The sequence below is a fragment of the Synechococcus sp. CBW1006 genome (assembly GCF_015840525.1).
GTDB lineage: Bacteria > Cyanobacteriota > Cyanobacteriia > PCC-6307 > Cyanobiaceae > CBW1002.
Genome location: NZ_CP060396.1, coordinates 1,450,931 through 1,466,421 on the forward strand (window position 1 = coordinate 1,450,931; position 15,491 = coordinate 1,466,421).

At 63.5% G+C, this 15,491-nt stretch carries 20 protein-coding genes and 1 pseudogene; 6 read left to right on the forward strand and 15 right to left on the reverse strand.

The genetic code is table 11. The annotated features are described in order from the left end of the window. Positions 1-236: 236 nt before the first annotated feature. Both H8F26_RS06850 and H8F26_RS06855 read right to left on the reverse strand, forming a co-directional pair. On the reverse strand, positions 237-704 hold the full coding sequence (locus H8F26_RS06850; RefSeq protein ID WP_197158483.1) for a hypothetical protein: 468 nt from the start codon (positions 702-704) through the stop codon (positions 237-239). A 436-nt stretch (positions 705-1,140) separates the two neighbouring features. Further along, positions 1,141-1,296 (reverse strand): hypothetical protein, encoded by a 156-nt coding sequence (locus H8F26_RS06855; protein ID WP_197159386.1) that lies wholly within the window; start codon positions 1,294-1,296, stop codon positions 1,141-1,143. Positions 1,297-1,413: 117 nt separating this feature from the next. Here H8F26_RS06855 and H8F26_RS06860 point away from each other — a divergent pair, with 117 nt between their 5' ends. Genes H8F26_RS06860 through H8F26_RS06870 form a run of 3 tightly spaced genes read left to right on the forward strand, consistent with a single transcriptional unit; the run spans position 1,414 to position 2,932 of the window. Then, a complete protein-coding gene (locus tag H8F26_RS06860) occupies positions 1,414-1,923 on the forward strand; it encodes an N-formylglutamate amidohydrolase (RefSeq protein ID WP_231598064.1) in 510 nt (169 codons plus the stop codon). After that, entirely contained in the window at positions 1,920-2,171 is a 252-nt protein-coding gene (locus H8F26_RS06865; RefSeq protein ID WP_231598063.1) for a transglutaminase family protein, read from the forward strand. Before H8F26_RS06860 ends, H8F26_RS06865 begins: the two co-directional genes overlap by 4 nt. Then, positions 2,168-2,932, forward strand: a complete 765-nt coding sequence (locus tag H8F26_RS06870) for a peptidase (RefSeq protein WP_197158487.1) — start codon at positions 2,168-2,170, stop codon at positions 2,930-2,932. Before H8F26_RS06865 ends, H8F26_RS06870 begins: the two co-directional genes overlap by 4 nt. Positions 2,933-2,943: 11 nt before the next feature. Here H8F26_RS06870 and H8F26_RS06875 read toward each other — a convergent pair whose 3' ends face one another. The 9 genes from H8F26_RS06875 to H8F26_RS06915 all read right to left on the reverse strand — a co-directional run bounded on the left by H8F26_RS06875 (position 2,944) and on the right by H8F26_RS06915 (position 9,889). Further along, positions 2,944-3,846, reverse strand: coding sequence for a class I SAM-dependent methyltransferase (locus H8F26_RS06875; protein ID WP_197158489.1), 903 nt, complete (start codon positions 3,844-3,846; stop codon positions 2,944-2,946). Between the two features lie 10 nt (positions 3,847-3,856). Then, on the reverse strand, positions 3,857-4,708 hold the full coding sequence (locus tag H8F26_RS06880) for a DUF3050 domain-containing protein (RefSeq protein WP_197158491.1): 852 nt from the start codon (positions 4,706-4,708) through the stop codon (positions 3,857-3,859). Continuing rightward, a complete protein-coding gene (locus H8F26_RS06885) occupies positions 4,705-5,112 on the reverse strand; it encodes a nuclear transport factor 2 family protein (RefSeq protein WP_231605519.1) in 408 nt (135 codons plus the stop codon). The genes H8F26_RS06880 and H8F26_RS06885 overlap by 4 nt, the downstream gene beginning before the upstream one ends. A 139-nt stretch (positions 5,113-5,251) precedes the next feature. Further along, positions 5,252-5,530 carry an MSMEG_0570 family nitrogen starvation response protein gene (locus H8F26_RS06890; RefSeq protein WP_197158494.1) on the reverse strand — a complete coding sequence of 93 codons (279 nt, stop codon included), beginning with the start codon at positions 5,528-5,530 and terminating at the stop codon, positions 5,252-5,254. 64 nt (positions 5,531-5,594) lie between these two features. Further along, positions 5,595-6,602 (reverse strand): sll0787 family AIR synthase-like protein, encoded by a 1,008-nt coding sequence (locus H8F26_RS06895; RefSeq protein ID WP_197158496.1) that lies wholly within the window; start codon positions 6,600-6,602, stop codon positions 5,595-5,597. Then, positions 6,599-7,231 carry an MSMEG_0567/Sll0786 family nitrogen starvation N-acetyltransferase gene (locus H8F26_RS06900; RefSeq protein WP_197158498.1) on the reverse strand — a complete coding sequence of 211 codons (633 nt, stop codon included), beginning with the start codon at positions 7,229-7,231 and terminating at the stop codon, positions 6,599-6,601. Before H8F26_RS06900 ends, H8F26_RS06895 begins: the two co-directional genes overlap by 4 nt. Before the next feature lie 15 nt (positions 7,232-7,246). Next, positions 7,247-8,371, reverse strand: coding sequence for an MSMEG_0568 family radical SAM protein (locus H8F26_RS06905; RefSeq protein WP_197158500.1), 1,125 nt, complete (start codon positions 8,369-8,371; stop codon positions 7,247-7,249). Continuing rightward, the gene (locus H8F26_RS06910; protein ID WP_197159037.1) at positions 8,364-9,374 is read right to left on the reverse strand and encodes a Nit6803 family nitrilase; all 1,011 of its coding nucleotides are present in this window, start codon (positions 9,372-9,374) and stop codon (positions 8,364-8,366) included. Before H8F26_RS06910 ends, H8F26_RS06905 begins: the two co-directional genes overlap by 8 nt. A 32-nt stretch (positions 9,375-9,406) precedes the next feature. Beyond that, positions 9,407-9,889 carry an MSMEG_0572/Sll0783 family nitrogen starvation response protein gene (locus tag H8F26_RS06915; RefSeq protein WP_197158502.1) on the reverse strand — a complete coding sequence of 161 codons (483 nt, stop codon included), beginning with the start codon at positions 9,887-9,889 and terminating at the stop codon, positions 9,407-9,409. A gap of 186 nt (positions 9,890-10,075) precedes the next feature. On the opposite strand from H8F26_RS06915, the gene H8F26_RS06920 reads away from it, so the two are divergent. Beyond that, on the forward strand, positions 10,076-11,374 hold the full coding sequence (locus H8F26_RS06920; protein WP_197158504.1) for an MSMEG_0569 family flavin-dependent oxidoreductase: 1,299 nt from the start codon (positions 10,076-10,078) through the stop codon (positions 11,372-11,374). Between the two features lie 232 nt (positions 11,375-11,606). On the opposite strand, the gene H8F26_RS06925 is transcribed toward H8F26_RS06920, so the two are convergent. Beyond that, a complete protein-coding gene (locus H8F26_RS06925) occupies positions 11,607-11,882 on the reverse strand; it encodes a hypothetical protein (RefSeq protein WP_197158505.1) in 276 nt (91 codons plus the stop codon). 123 nt (positions 11,883-12,005) lie between these two features. On the opposite strand from H8F26_RS06925, the gene H8F26_RS06930 reads away from it, so the two are divergent. Together H8F26_RS06930 and H8F26_RS06935 are read left to right on the forward strand one after the other, a co-directional pair. Beyond that, positions 12,006-12,767 (forward strand): DUF4336 domain-containing protein, encoded by a 762-nt coding sequence (locus tag H8F26_RS06930; RefSeq protein WP_197158507.1) that lies wholly within the window; start codon positions 12,006-12,008, stop codon positions 12,765-12,767. Positions 12,768-12,952: 185 nt separating this feature from the next. Then, positions 12,953-13,150 (forward strand): hypothetical protein, encoded by a 198-nt coding sequence (locus H8F26_RS06935; RefSeq protein ID WP_197158509.1) that lies wholly within the window; start codon positions 12,953-12,955, stop codon positions 13,148-13,150. 62 nt (positions 13,151-13,212) lie between these two features. On the opposite strand, the gene H8F26_RS06940 is transcribed toward H8F26_RS06935, so the two are convergent. From H8F26_RS06940 to H8F26_RS06950, 3 genes and pseudogenes are all read right to left on the reverse strand, one after another. Next, a complete protein-coding gene (locus tag H8F26_RS06940) occupies positions 13,213-14,592 on the reverse strand; it encodes a nicotinate phosphoribosyltransferase (RefSeq protein ID WP_197158511.1) in 1,380 nt (459 codons plus the stop codon). 108 nt (positions 14,593-14,700) lie between these two features. Then, a pseudogene (locus H8F26_RS19295) lies at positions 14,701-14,954 on the reverse strand (ADP-ribose pyrophosphatase); the annotation flags it as partial. Between the two features lie 140 nt (positions 14,955-15,094). Continuing rightward, positions 15,095-15,403, reverse strand: a complete 309-nt coding sequence (locus tag H8F26_RS06950) for a hypothetical protein (protein ID WP_197158513.1) — start codon at positions 15,401-15,403, stop codon at positions 15,095-15,097. Positions 15,404-15,491 lie beyond the last annotated feature (88 nt).

A 15,491-nucleotide genomic window follows, 5' to 3' on the forward strand; every position in this document is an offset into this window, starting at 1 on the left:
CGGGCTGATGCCAAGCCTGTCATGAATCCACTGACATTGGCTCACTCGATCTGCGTTCGAGCGATCTGAATGGTGGCAGAAGGGATGGAATTGGCTGGATTCGGTGTCCCGGAACCGACGTCTGACCGCAGACAATCAAAGAAGCCTTGCTCAGGTCGTTGGGTCGCAGGATCAGCCGGTGCTCCCAAGGATGCTGCTGCAGGAGCTGATCGGATCGCGATCTTCTCCGGATCGATTCACTCCAGGTCAACGGACTCCAGCAAGATCCGACTGCGCATCAACCGGTCGGCATCGATTGCCCAGGCAATGATCTGAGTGTGCTTGGCCTGCGCGTCGTCCTTCATCTCCTCGACCACCTCATCGTGGAACCCCTCCAATTGACGGACCAGCGTCAGAGCAATCTGTTGATCTTCAGAGGCACTGGTATCGAGCTGTTCGATCAGATCCAGCACCTCCTGGACCTTGGCACTCGGCTCCTGTTCGGGCTTCTCCAGACGCTCGGACCTGGCCTGCATGGCGATCAGTTCATCGGGGCTGCCCGGGATGCCGGCAGTCGGTTGCTGGGATGCGTCGGCGTCGACCATTTCAGGATGCACACCCTCGTTGGGATCGGCAGGCTTGCCACCGTGGTAGCGGTACCGCCCGCTGCGGCGCTGGGGCTCCCCTGAGGAGGGGTTCAGTGGCTGATCTGAGGGAAGGCCCATCGCAGAGGTGGTGTCGTTGTGCTCCAACCAGGATCGCGCCGATGGGTCCCGGCTGCCTGCCGTCGCAGCTTCATCCCGTACGACCTGCAGGCTGCTCTGCTGTGCCGTGGCCCCTTCAGCCTTGCCCTCGGTCAAGGACCCTTCGCACGCGGCGTCCTCTGCAAGGGCCCAGGTGAATCTGCAGGCGAAGCCCGTGCTTTGACCTGAGATAGGGATGCCGCAGCAACGCAGGATTCTTGCTTTTTCGCACGTTAATTCGGCAAGCCAGGACGGTGTCTGATCATGCGCCGCCCCTCCCCTCGATCACAGGGCATCGTGCAGGCCCGCTCTGCTCTCGGTGATTGGTCTCCTGATGGGCATCGGTGTTCTGGTCACGGGCTTCGACCTGCTCGGATTCAGCAGCCGTTTCCCTGCGCGGCCCGCGTGAGGGCGCTCCTCAGGGCAGGGTGAAACCGGAGGTGTTCAGGTGTTTGAGGTCGAGCAGCACGACCGTGAACCAGACCAGCAGGGCCAGGCCTCCGATCGCGCCGACCAGGACCAGCAGGCCAGCGATCACCGACTTGAGGGACTTGCTGTCGTTTGGCACGAGCATGGGGGAATGGATGGTCACTGTCCCACAGCCAGATCTTATTCTCGAGATCTGGCTGCATGCCCCCGCACCCGCCTGCCATGCCGTTTCCGGATCGTCGGCTCCGGCGGTCGCTCCGCCGTGCTGCTCACCGCCGACCACGCCGGCCGCTCCATTCCCCGCTCTCTGGCCAAGCTTCAGCTCAGCGATGAGGTGCTCGAGACCCATGGGGCCTGGGATCTGGGTGTGGCGGCTCTGGCGGAGCGCCTCTCGGCTCGGCTGGATGCCGTCCTGATCCTCCACAACTACTCACGGCTGGTGATCGACGTGAACCATCCGCCCTGGGCCCCTGATTCGATCGTGGTGCGCAGCGAAAATGCCCTGATCCCCTCCAATCGCACCCTCTCTTCGGACGTGCGTCGGCGAGGGCCTGAGGCGCTGTTCGAGCCCTGCCACCGCCGCATCGCCGCCGAGCTTGATGGGCGATCCCGGCAGGGTCAGCCCGGCGTGCTGGTGGCCGTGCACAGTTTCACGCCGGTGCATGGAGGGCAACGGCGGATTCCCCACGTGGAACTGGAGGTCCGCCAAGACCTGATCGCCACGACGAAGGGCCAGCAGGCCTGCTGGCCATTGCCTTCTGCCGCTGGATGACCATTCCGGCTCGCTACAGCACCGGTTACCTGAGCGACATCGCGGTGCGGCCGCCCCACTCGGCCATGGACTTCTCAGCCTGGTTCGAGGCCTACCTCGACGATGGCTGGTCTGTGTTCGATCCACGTAGCAATCCTCCGCGAATCGGGCGCATCCTGATCGCCCGCGGCCGAGATGCGGCCGATGGGGCCTTCCCCACCACGTTCGGTTCCTCGACACTGGAATCTTTCCAGGTGTGGGCCACATGACCTATTGCGTAGCCGTTCTCCTGCAGGCCGGCATGGTGTTCGGCTCGGATTCACGCACCAATGCGGGTCTGGATAATTTCGCCACCTTCTGCAAGATGACCGTGTTCGAGCGCAGCGGCGATCGGGTGCTGGTGCTGCTCAGCTCCGGCAGTCTGGCCGGCACCCAGGCGGTGATCAGCCTGTTGCGCCAGCGGGCCGACGACAGCAATGGGGGCGACACCCTGTGGACGGCGCGCACGATGTTTGATGTGATGCTGTTGGTGTCGGATGTGGTGCGCAAGGTCCAGCAGCGTGATGCCGCCTACCTGGAAGCCTCAGGTAGTGGGTTCAATGCGTCGTTTCTGGTGGGCGGCCAGATCAAGGGCGAAGCGCCACGGCTGTTTCGGATGTATGCCGAGGGAAATTTCATCGAAGCCAGCGCAGATACGCCGTTTCTCCAGACCGGCGAGGCGAAATACGGCAAGCCGATCATCGACCGCGTGATTCATGCCGACACCTCGCTGGCGGATGCGGCCAAATGTGTGCTGGTGTCGTTCGATTCCACCATGCGCAGCAATCTTTCGGTGGGGATGCCGATCGATCTGATCGCCTATGAGCGTGACAGCCTGGCTATCACCCACCGCCGCCGCTTCGGCGATGGCGATGCCGAGTTCGCGGAACTGAGCAGCGCCTGGGGTGTGGGCGTGCGCCAGGTGTTCCGCGACTTGCAGGATGTGAATTGGCAGGAGGAAAATCATTCGGCTTTTGCAGCACCCGAGTGAATGATTCCTGGTCACTCCGCCTTGACACAATCAAAGAGAATCATGATCGGGTTCTTCAAGAAGTCCTCCCAATCCGCCCTGTCATCACGACCAGCGGGGTCAGGCGCCAAGTGCAGTGGATGCAGCTGAAAATCACGAAACCCCGCCCTGCGGAAGGCTTCTTGATACTCCGTTAGCGGCAAGTAGTAATTCACAATCTCCAGATCGGCCTTCTCGAGGTGCATGGTGAAGCGAATCGGGGCTCCGCCTTTCACATGCTCTGCCAGGGTCATCTCGAATCCATACTTCCGGTAATCCGGCCTGGGCCTGAAGAAATAAACATCGGGGTTGGTTGTGAGCGTCACGAAGCGCCCTCCCGGCCGCAAGCGAGAGGCAATTCCGTCGCAAAACTCCTGAAGTTCCTCGCGCGTCTGGGCATGGACCAGCAGCCAGGCCGAAACCACGAGATCAAAGGACTGCTGCGGCACCACGGTGCGTGCATCCTCCACCCGGTAAGCAATCCCAAGCGGGTCATGGGCCTCCTGGGAGCGGGCCAGTTCGATCATGCGTTCGGAGATATCGAAGCCCACCACCTCTGCCGCTCCGGCCTGCCGCAACCTACGGGTGAAATACCCCTCGCCACAGGCCGCATCGATCACCCGCTTTCCCCGTAAGTCTCCGATCAGCCGCATCAGTGACGGCTCCTCGATTCGTGAACGCCAGAGCTGCTGTTTGGCTTCCTGGTACTGCTGGGCAACCTGATCCTGGTCGTAATCCAGCGGGGCTTGGTCTTCGGTCACAGTGATCTTCATCTCCAACCGGATTCCAGCATAGGCGTGATGGGTCAACGCAGATTTCAAGAACCGACAATCGCGTCCATGACGATCCAATCCTGAAGCCATGGAATCCTGATGGATCCGTTCCTCTGGCTTCATGCCATGCCGCTCAGGCAGCATTGGCGCGACGGATGGCTGGTCGTGCTGTTGCCAGGCTCGATCCAAGGGGCAGCGGCACCGGGGCCAGAGCCCGGTGGATGTCATCCCAGAACTGCCTGCGGGCCAGCACGGCACGTCGGGCCATCGCCTGGGTGGCTTGAAGCCTGGAGGAGCAGCCGCCGCAGAGCTCACTCAGCATCGCCAGGGCGGTAGGGCCATGGTCGTCACCATCCATGGCAACGTGCCGCATCAGATACCAGTGCAGGGAGGGAGCCCGTTGCGGCGCAATCAGAGCCCGCTCCAACAGGGCCTGGAACAACGACGGCACCAGCAGCTCACGGCCATAGGTGAAAGCCGCCGCCATCGGCAGCACCTCACCGCAGCCGATCACCTCAAAGGTGAAAGCCATGAAGCGCCGTGAAGGCTGGGGGATCGGTAGACCCTCCAGGGCAGCAGCGAGCTCGGCAGGGCTCAAGGTCCAGGCCTCAACCCCCCGCAATCGGCTCAGCAACTGCTCGATCGGTGCCGTACAGGCCCCCACCTCCCGCATCGCCAGCAGGTAGATCTCCAGATGGCTGAGATGGCTGGCACCTAAAGGATTGGCAGGCGCCTGATCACACTCCTCCTCCGCCACGATCCGATCGATCACCGCCACCGCCGCATCTGAACGGGGCGATGGGCCGGAGCCGGGCAACGGAGCGAAGCGAGACCTGAAGGCAAGCTGCCGCTGCAGCGCCTTCGCCAGCAGGAGGAAGTCCCACACGGCGAACACATGGTGTTCCATGAACAGCCGTAGCGCCGGCAGATCCGTGATGGCACCGGCCAGGGGGTGATCCTGCAGGTCGGAATCCGCCGGGTTCACAGTCCCAGGTCGGTCAGGCCGGGATGATCATCCGGGCGTGGGCCCTGGGGCCAGAGGAACAGGCGATCGGATTCGCGGATGGGAACGTCGTTGATGCTGGCCTCACGACGACGCATCAGGCCCTGGTCATCGAACTCCCAGTTCTCATTGCCATGGGCTCGAAACCAGTTGCCGGAGTCGTCGTGAAATTCGTACTGAAAACGCACGGCTATGCGGTTGTCGTGCCAGGCCCAGACTTCCTTGATCAGGCGATAGTCGAGTTCGCGGGCCCATTTGCGTTTCAGAAACGCCTCGATCTCCTGGCGCCCCTGGATGAACTCCGATCGATTACGCCAGACGCTGTCTTCGCTGTAGGCCAGGGCGATCTTGGCGGGATCGCGGGAATTCCAGGCATTTTCGGCCATGCGGGCCTTCTGGGTCGCGCTGTCACGGTCAAACGGGGGCAGGGGTGGCTTCGATGTCACAACGAGGGGAGTCTCAGCGAGCAGATCAGAGCGAGGTCGTTCAGTGAAAGTGGGGGTGGTGAAGGGAGTCGTGGGCCCTTCAGTCGCCCGACTGGATCGTCACCATCTGGTCGGCGCTGTAGTCCGCCAGGGTCTGTTGCAGTTTCAGGGCCTCCTCATCGGTGCGCGTGCAGGCGAATCCATAGCGTGCCCTCACCCGTTCAGAGGCCTGCTTCAGACCCTCCAGCCCCCGGGTCTGCAAGTCGCCGACGGACAATTGTTCGCCGGGGGGAAGGTGCTCCAGGATCACGGTGGAGGGTGAATAGAGCTGGGAGCTCAGGCCATCGGGCCACTGCAGAGTGAGGTGAACTTCTGGCACCAGGCGATCGGGCAAGGGCTCCGGCCATGCTCCCAGCCCCCCAGGAGCATCGCCGTGCCCATGGTCACAGATGCTCCTGGCCAAGATCGTTCAGGGCGCCAAAACCGGTGAGTGGGTCCTGCTGGTGCCACACCCGCTGGCACGCCCCTGCGGCACTCAGCACCAGCTCGGCATCACCGCTCTGAAACCTGCCGATTTCCACGCACTGGAGATCGGGATCGATCCCGGTGGCATGCCGCAGCGCTGCCGACTGGGACGGATCCACTGCCAGGAGATAGCCATAGCTGGGGAAGCAGGTGAGCCAGGCTTCGAGCTCCACACCGCCTGGCGGCTGAAGCGCCTCAAGATCCAGCTCCAGGCGGCAATGTGCCGCCTCGGCGAACATCACAGCCGTGCCCACCAGGCCGCCCATGCTGATGTCCTTGGCCCCGTGCACGATGCGGGCACCGGCCAGCTCCACCAGCAGAGCGAGATGGCGGCGCAGCCGGGCGGGTTCCGCCTCAGTCGCGGCATCCCAGAAGGGGTAATGGCGATGAAAGTGCCCCTTGATATTGACCAGCAGATGGCAGCGATCCCCCGGGCGGGCGGCCCGAGCGGAGAGCACCGGGCCTGGCGTGGTTCCGAGCACAGCCACCGAGAGCGCGTTGTAGGGGCTGTGCAGATTGGTGTGACCGCCCACCATCGGAACGGCGAATGTGTCGGAGGCGAAGCGCATCCCCGCCAGCAGTCGCTCGGCATGCTGCTCACCGGTCGCCCAAAGGCTGTTCACCACAGCGAGCGGGCTGCCGCCCATGGCCGCGATATCGCTGAGATTGACCAGCACTCCACTCCATCCGGCGAACCAGGGGTCGTCGTCGACCAGCTGGGGGTCCATTCCTTCGGAGGCGAGCAGCAGGGGACCGCTCACGCCGGGGATCAGGGCGGCGTCATCACCGAGGGCCGCCGCTGGTCCGAGTTCGGGAAAGGGTAGGGGCGGGAAGGTGCGCGCCGGAGCCTGGATCTCCTCCTTTCCCAGCAGGCCTGGGTGCTGACGCAGCCGCAGCGTCAGCGCCTGCAGGTCGGCGGGGGTCATGCCGCCTGGGCGATCGGTCGCCGCTCCAGCGAGGGCCGGTAATAGGAGAGATCGGCCTCCATCAGGTGATGGGAGATGCCGCGGATGTCGAGTTGCTCGAGCGAGCGCCAGTGCAGCCGCCGGAAGAAGGGAACGTTCTGACGCTGCACGGTGGCGAGAAAGCGATCACAACCCCAGCCATGGGCGGTGGTGACAGCCTTCCAGATCAACCCCTTGCCGATCTGATTGTGGCGGCGGAAATCGGCATCGACCCCGAGCCGGCCGCCCTGCCACAGCCGCGGGCTGAGTTCCACGATCCGCACCACACCAACGGCCTCACCGGCGCGGGCATGGCTATGGGACACAGCCACAATCGGGTAGGCGCTGGCATCGAGCTCATCGCGATCCGAGTCTTCGAAGAGGTGCTGCTCCTCGCAGAAGATCCTGCTGCGCAGATCCCAGTAGCTCGGCAGCATCCTGGAGCCCGATCCGAGCATGTGGAAGGAAAACACCTCGGAGCTGGCCGTCGGCGAGAGCTGGAAATCCTCGGCATCGAGTGCCATGCCCCAGCGCACCGAGGGGGTGAAGGCGGCCGGAGCGGAGGTGGTGCTGCGGCCGATGTCGTGGCTGCTGGGATCAATGAACAACATGGAACCGGGGATGGCTCAGGATGCGTTTTCAAACAGGGAGAGGGCCGAACAGGCGCCGCATTTGGCGCAGCCGGCGGCCATGCGGTCCGAACGGATGTCGGACTCGGCCAGCAACTTGCCCACGGCTTCGTAGATCTCGACCATGAAGTCGGCACTCGGGGCCGGGTGGTGCTGCAGAGGTGTACCGGAAATGGGTACGAAGGGCACCACGAAGGGATAGACACCGATCGCAATCAGCCGTTCGCTGCAGGAGATCAGGGCGCGGGCACTGTCGCCCAGGCCCGCCAACAGATAGGTGCTCACCTGCCCGCGGCCGAACACGGCCACAGCCTGCTCGAAGGCCTCGACATAGCGCTCCAGGCTGAGCTCCGATTTGCCCGGGAGTACACGACGCCGCACCGCTTCGTCCACCACTTCCAGGTGCATCCCCAGGCTGTCAATCCCCGCCTGCTTCATGCGGAGATACCAGATCGGATCATCCGGGGGCTCGCATTGGCCCTGGATCGGCAGGTCCACCCGCGCCTTCACCGCCGCCGCCGTTTCCGCCATCAGCCGGGCCCCCCGATCGTCACTGTTCGGAGTGCCGGTGGTCATCACCAGCTGGCGCACACCATCGAGCCGCACCGCCGCCTCGGCCACCTCCGCCACCTGCTCAGGGGTCTTGCGCACCAGGGTGCGTCCGTCCTCGAGCGACTGCTCGATGGCACAGAACTGGCACGACTGACTGCGATCCCGAAAGCGGATGCAGGTCTGGAGCAGGGTGGTGGCCAGCACATCGCGGCCATGCAGCAGGGCGATGGCGCTGTAGGAGGTGCCGTCGGTGGTGGAGAGGCCGTAGAAGCGTGGTTGTGGCGGAGGCTCCACGGCGGCCAGGTTTGTGCCGGGCCGGTCGGTCACGGCAACCGCTCCATCGGCAGCCTGCTCCAGCCGGAACGGAGAGTCCTGGGACACCGCGTTGTAGACGGGAACCATCACGGTGGTGCCCGCGATCGTCAGGGCGCGATGGTCCGATGGACCGGCTCCACCGCGGCGCCCCTGGTTGCCGGCCACGGCGGGGTCGACCAGCCCCTGCACCTGCAGCTCCGTCACGAAACGCCCGAGGCTCTGGCTGGCCAGAGCCGGCTTGGAGGCATCAGCCATGGGTCTGGGCCTCAGCGGAAGCGACCTGCACCGTGGCGCCTGACGGAGCGTGGCTGTCCTGAGCTGCTCCTGGGATCAGCATCGGGTCCACCTGGGTGGCCGGCGTTGCGTTGATCCGCAGCCCCAGCAGATCGGGACGGCTGTAGTGCCCCACACTGTCCATCATGCGTTTGCGTTTGGTGATCAGGGCGGTGTCGAGCGTGGCGATCGCCAGCCCTTCACCCTCCGGCAGTGGGCCGGCCAGATAGCGGCCTTCCGGGCTGATCACCGCGGTGTGGCAGCCCCCCTGGAAGGCACGATGCAGGGAAGGATCGGGAGTGATCACGGCATGGTCGGCCGGATCCAGCCAGGCGGTGGACGACACCACGAAGCAACCAGCCTCCAGGGCGTGATGCCGCAGGGTCACGGCGGTCTGCTCGGAGAAGATCGGACCCACGAGCGATCCGGGAAACTGGGCGCAGTGGATTTCCTCCCCCTGGGTCATCAGGGCGAAGCGGGCCAGGGGGTTGTAGTGCTCCCAGCAGGCCAGGGCACCGATGCGGCCCAGGGCGGTCGGCACCACCTGCAACCCGGCGCCATCCCCCTGCCCCCAGACCATGCGTTCGTGGTAGGTGGGGGTGATCTTGCGGCGCTTCAGCACAATCGTGCCAGAGGCATCAATCAGCAGTTGGGTGTTGTAGAGGCTGCCGCCATCCCGTTCGTTCACCCCCAGGAGCACATGCAGGTTGTGCTGGCTGGCGGCTGAGCAGATCTGGCTGATCTCCGGTCCGGGAATCACCACGGCCTGCTCATAAAGGCGCAGATGGGAAGCACCCATCAGCACGGCCGGCTCCACGAAGGAGAAATAGGGGTAATAGGGAAGAAATGTCTCCGGAAAGACGATCAACTCAACCCCTGCCGCAGCCGCCTGCTCCATGGCCGCGAGCACCCGGGCCACGGACCCCTCAAGGTTGAACAGAACCGGACGAATCTGCGCCGCCGCAACGGTGATCGTGCTGACCATGGGAGACATCCGAAAGGTCTGAAACAGAGATCTCAGAGGGTCCAGGTGTCGAGGATGAAGGCCCCCTCCTTGCGGTGCATCAAGACAATGTCAAGCACATCAAGGGGGTTGATGGGGGTGATGCCTGGGATCAGCGCCCCTTCGCCGTGGCCGTACAGAGCCTGGAGGGCAAAGCGGCAGGCGTAGACTTTGCCACCCTGGCCCATGAACTTCTGGATCCGGGCATTGAAGTTGAGATGGCCATCAAAGGCCGCATCACCCAGCTTGGGGAATCCCCGTTGAACCCCCAGCGTGACTCCCGGGCCATACAGAAGAATCGAGGTTTCGAAGCCCTTGGTGATCAACCGGCTGGCCTGAAGAAGATTGACCAGGCCGATCGAACCTTCGAAGGCGACGGTGTGAAAGGTCACCAGGGCTTTTTCCCCGGGCTCCGCTTGGACATCAGGAAAGACTTTCTCTTCGTAATCAACGAGAAAATCGCCCGGCTGGTTGGCGGGACGGGTGACTTCGGGCATGGGGTGAGGTTGTCTGGTGGCGGAATCCAGGGCGAACCCTGCCACGTGTTTCGTTTTGTTTTATGTGGCCGATGCGACCGAATCCCTGGAGGTCGCAACCCGGCTGAGCCCGTCCAGAGGTTGCAATGGCTACCGGCCCCTGGGTCGCCAGCAGGGAAACTGGGATCTCCTCTTGATTAGTCACCCTTGCAGCCCTCGGCTCCTCTGCCGCCCAGGCATCCCGTCGTGGTGGTCGGGGGCGGCCAGTCCGGCCTGTCGGCAGCAGCCTGCCTCCAGCGGCGTGGTATCCGGCCCCTGGTGCTGGAACAGCACCAGGTCGGCCACGCCTGGGAACGGCAGCGTTGGGATTCCTTCTGCCTGGTCACCCCGAACTGGCAGTGCCGGCTGCCGGACTTTCCCTACGACGGGAAGGATCCGGAAGGCTTCATGGTGCGTGACGACATCGTGGCCTACGTGCGCCGATTTGCCGCAGCCATTGCTGCAGATGTGCGTGAGGGAGTGAGTGTGCAGCGCCTCTGCTGGCGTGACGGCACCTACACGCTCACCACCAATGCCGGTGAGATCGAAGTGGAGCACGTGATTGTCGCCACCGGTGGCTACCACAAGCCAAAGCGCCATCCCCAGGCGGAGCGGCTGCCCAGCTCCGTCGTCCAGCTGGATGCTCGCGATTATCGCAATCCTGACCAACTGCCGGCCGGACCCGTGCTGGTGGTCGGCAGCGGCCAGTCTGGCTGTCAGATCGCTGAGGATCTGTTTCTTGCCGGCCGCCGAGTGCATCTGAGTGTGGGCTCAGCACCGCGCTCACCGCGCCGCTATCGCGGCAAGGACGTGGTCGACTGGCTGGATCGCATGGGCTATTACGCCATGCCGATTGATCAGCACCCCGAGCCCAGGCTGGTGCGCCACAAGACCAATCACTACCTCACTGGCCGAGACGGGGGACGGGACATTGACCTGCGACGTCATGCCCGCAATGGCATGGTGCTGCATGGTCGACTGCTCGGTTTCGCTGACGGACAGATCGACTTTTCCAGCGATCTGGCTGCGAATCTGGATCAGGCTGATGCGGTGTATTGCCGTATCCGTGACAGCATCGATGCCTACATTCAACGGGAAGGGATTGAGGCTCCTGAGGAAGCGCCCTACCAGCCCTGCTGGCACCCGCCAGCAGCAGGCGCAGACAGCGTGGCTCTCCACCAGGAGCCCCTCGCTGCGGTGATCTGGTGCACGGGATATGCGGCCGATTTTCGCTGGATCGATCTGCCGGTCTTCAATGGCGCTGGCTATCCGGCCCATGATCGCGGAGTGACTCACAGTCCGGGGTTGTATTTCATCGGCCTTCCCTGGCTGCAGACCTGGGGTTCGGCCCGCTTCAGCGGCGTTGCGGACGACGCCGAGCATCTCGCGGAGACCATCCGTCTGCGCATGCAGCTCACGGATGCCCGCCACGAGCGTCAGGAGTGCACGGCTCTGCTGGGGTCATAGTCCTGCAGTCAATCCTGGAAGCCTTGCATGGGCTCAAGTGGGGCTCCGGGAGCGCTGAAGGCGTGGACGCCATGCTCCACAGGTCCATCTGGATGGATGCTCTGGATTTGGTGGCAAGCTCCGCGCTCCTTGGTGCCGTTGCTTGCCTAGCAGTTGGTTGCCAATCGAGCAGCGAGCCCCTGGCCACTCTTGCCAAGGCCGTTGCCCTGCATCCCGTCGCTCCTGCCAGCGTCTACTGCCGGGATCGCCTGAAGCGCAACAACTTGAACAGGGTGTGTGTGGCAGCGATCAGGTGCCATTCACCATCGACCTTCTGCAGACCCTGGCGCACCAGAGCAGGAATGCGTTCACCGGCGGTGCCGCTGCCAGGCAGCGGCGCCAGCTCACCGGTGGCTGAATCGTAGAAAGGCTTGGCCTGGTCCTCAGGATTGACACCACTCGGCGGGACGCCCCCGTCGAATCCTGCCCGACTTCCGTGGAGATCATGTTGAAACGGTCGGACAAGCATGGTTCGAACCCCCACATCAACAGACAAGTTGGGCTTGGATGAAGCGGTTTCACAATCCCTGGCGGGGCAGGAGGCGGATTGCTACCAAGGTTCCAGGAATCTCTGTGACCAGGGTTGTCTGCCATGCAAAGCGCTGCCAGCTTTTTGTACGAGCCCGTCGACACTCTTAAGCAGATTGGTGAGGATATTTGGATTGTTGACGGCCCAGTCGTGCAGATGTTGCTGTACGGGCTGAGGGTTCCCTTTCCGACTCGAATGACCATTGTGCGCCTGGGCAATGGCGATCTGTGGTGCCATTCGCCAACGGCGTTCAGCCCTGCCCTTAAGGAACAGGTGGATTCTTTGGGGCCTGTTCGGCACTTGATATCTCCGAATAAGATCCACTATGTCCATATTGGTGCTTGGCTCAAGACTTATCCTGGAGCCATTGCCTGGGCCTCCCCAGGTGTGCGTGAGCGGGTGATCAAGCAGAAAATGGATGTGGCTTTTTCTGCTGACTTGCGGGATGCTCCTCCTCCTGAGTGGGGTCAGGATCTGGATCAGATGATTTTTGCTGGCAATCTATATCTGGATGAAGTTGTGTTTTTCCATCGGAAAAGTTCCACTCTGATTCTGACTGACCTCATTGAAAATTTTGAGGTTTCCAGGCTCAACAAAGTGAGCTGGCAGTACGGTTTTCTGCTGCGGGTGGGGGGCTGTGTTGAGCCGGATGGGCAGGCTCCTTTGGATCTGCGATTGGCCTTCTGTCCTCGAAAACAGGATGCCCGGCGTTCCTTGAGGCGTTTGCTGGACTGGAATCCAGAACAGCTCGTCTTTGCACACGGTCGTTGGTGTGATCGAAATGGAGCGGAGCAGTTGCGCCGCTCTTTTCGCTGGCTTCAATAAAATTGCCAAGGGGATGGAATGGCCCGGCGATTCGAGTGTTGAATCCCGCGTCGGTTTTTTGCATGGCATGCGTCTGCCAGATTGGTTGGTTCCGATTGGCGGCGACAGGGACAGGATTGGTGTCTGTGGCTGTGGGACTTGGTGAAGAGATATCGCATCTTGCCAGCCGGGGTGGGCGTGGGCCCATGGGCAAGAACAGCAGTTCAGTGCTGGGATCAGGCGCGATCCGAGAGTATTCGGAATCTTCTGTTCTTCGTTCGCATCTGCTCAGCTCGTTGCAGCATGGCCGCGATGCCCGGTTCAGCTCTGCTGCGCAAGAACCGCAACCGGAGTTGTTGCACTCCAGCACCGAGGGGAGGGACGCGCGTGCCGGCGATCCCTGAGCAGGCGAAGGTCTCTCCCCCAGGGCAAGAGGGCTAACTGGATGGACCTGTTGCTGCCGCCCTCAGCCGAGGACGGCCCGCTCACGCACCTGATCCAGGCTGCAGCGGTTCAGCAGCTCGCCGTTCTCGTACACGGTCTGCAGGCAGGAGTCGGGATGGATCCCGGGCAAGGGGCGCACAATCGTGCGGTAGGTGCCACCGGTGTGGATGAGATCGAGCACGCCGGCCTTGCTGGTCTTGGCCGGATCGGTGATCGGGCGCTTGTGCACCGGCAGGATCTGGCCCGAACGCTCCACCCAGGACGCCTTGTAGACAAAGCGCTGGGTGTCTCGGTTCAGCTGCTGCAGCAGGCCGCCGCCCATGCCGTAGGCCACGTTCTCGGCGCTGAAGCCCGCCGCCAGGACGGCCTCCAGCACCAGGGGCAGGGTCTGGGCGGTGATGCCGTCCCCCTGGATCACCCGCACGTGCTGGAGCACGCGGTAGCCCTTGCCGTTCATCCGGCTGCCGAAGCGGGCCTCCAGGCGCCGGAGCAGTTCCGACACGATCCGCATCGGATCGCCGGAGTCTGGGCGGATCACCACCGTGGCACCCGCCTCGATCACCTGCGGCCGCAGCTGCTCTCCCCAGAGGTGATCCACCGCGTTCCAGAGGTCGTAGGAGTCGGACACCACCGCCAGGACGGCTCCCGGGCGGGCGAAGTGATCGAGCATGTTCCGGTAGGCCTGCGCTTCGTGCTTCTGCCCCCAGGCCAGGACCGTGGAGTGCTCGGCAGCGGGGATCGAGAAGCCGGCCATCGGGCAGTCGTAGTAGCGGCGGCCGGCCACCAGGGCGGCGCCGGTGTCACTGCCGCGGAAGGCGATCAGGTGCGCCAGACCGCCGATCGCGGCGCTCTGGAGGCTGGAGACCCCGCGCGAGCCGAAGTCGTGCAGGCGGAAGGCCAGCTCGACGGCGGGATCATCCGCCGAGCGCTCCAGCGCGGCCGCTAGAATCGTGCGCAGCTGCCAGCTGCGGGTGGCGACTGTGGTGGGGTACCAGATCCGCAGCAGCTGGGTCTCCACCCAGGTGACCAGCCAGGCCAGTTGGAGATCGGTGGATTCCACCGTCATCAGCACCTGGCCAGTGGGCACCCGGCTGCCCTCGGGTACGGCGCGGATCAGCAGAGGCAGCCGGCCCCCGTGCACCTGCACCACACGCTCCCAGCCCGGACGATTGAAGGGGAGGCCGTGGCTCTGCCAGAACTCCTCCGCTTCCTCCACATCCGCCAGGGTGATCGGGGTGGTGAAGGACTGCTGCAGCAGCATCTGCAGCCCGAAGAAGAGGGTGGCAGGGTTCTCGCCGCCGCGGCTCTCCAGGTAGGCCCCCATGGCAGTGAGATCGGGGGGGTACTGGAGCCAGTGGCTGGTCTTGTAGCTGTCGGTATCGAAGAGAAGGTTGGTTTCCATGGTGTGCTCTCCGCACGAGAGTAAGGAGGCGCCCCGGCCCGGTCCACCCAGGCCAGAAGCAAGCAACCAAACAGGGTTGAACACGCTCTCCAGTGAAGCGGTAGCTGCTCAGATCCGGGAGATGAAGTGCTGGATGATCTGCACGTGGTCCTCGAAGAAGTTGTCTGCGTGGGCGTAGATGTCCGCCAGCGGTATCCAGAACGCCTTCTCGGCGTCATCGGCGCCGCGGACCGCGGGCAGGGGACCGGCCTTGAGCGGAATCAGAAAGGCATGGGTGATCCCCGCCCCCGTGCCGACCGACCCGGTGCATCGAACACATGGCTGCCGGCGATCGAGCCCTCCAGCACGGATCTGGGCACCTTTCCCGGAGAAGGGTGACGGTCAAGGACGGAGGCTGCGCATCTGGAGATGGGTGTCACGCTGATGGGGTGACATGGACCCAGGAAACAGGTGCAGGGTTCACGTGAGCTCTCTCGCTGCTTCGCAAAGTTCAGAGCTCGCATCAGGGCTCGCAATCGAGTTCCTGGATCCAGGAGGCGATGGCGGCGTTCATCTGGTTGCGCTCTGAACTGGCGAGGAGTTTTTCGCGATAGGGTGAACTGCTCGCTTGCGCTGCAGGAGCTGAATTCCGGACTCGCCTCGCGAGATCGGCAATGAAGCCTTTCCCATGATGAATAGAGCCCTCCGTTTCCGCTGCAGAGAGTTCCATCGCAAAGCCGTATGACACGGCGCCATGAGAGCAGTTCACGTCCAGCGGCAGGCGCGTGCCGTCCTCAACGAGGAACCAGCTGTGTGGCTGCTTGGCAATCACTCTCATCATGCTGTTCTGCCGTTCGAGCCACTCCCTCTGACATGGCGGCTCGGCTGGATGAAGGGGATGGCTGGTTTGCTGCCCCGTC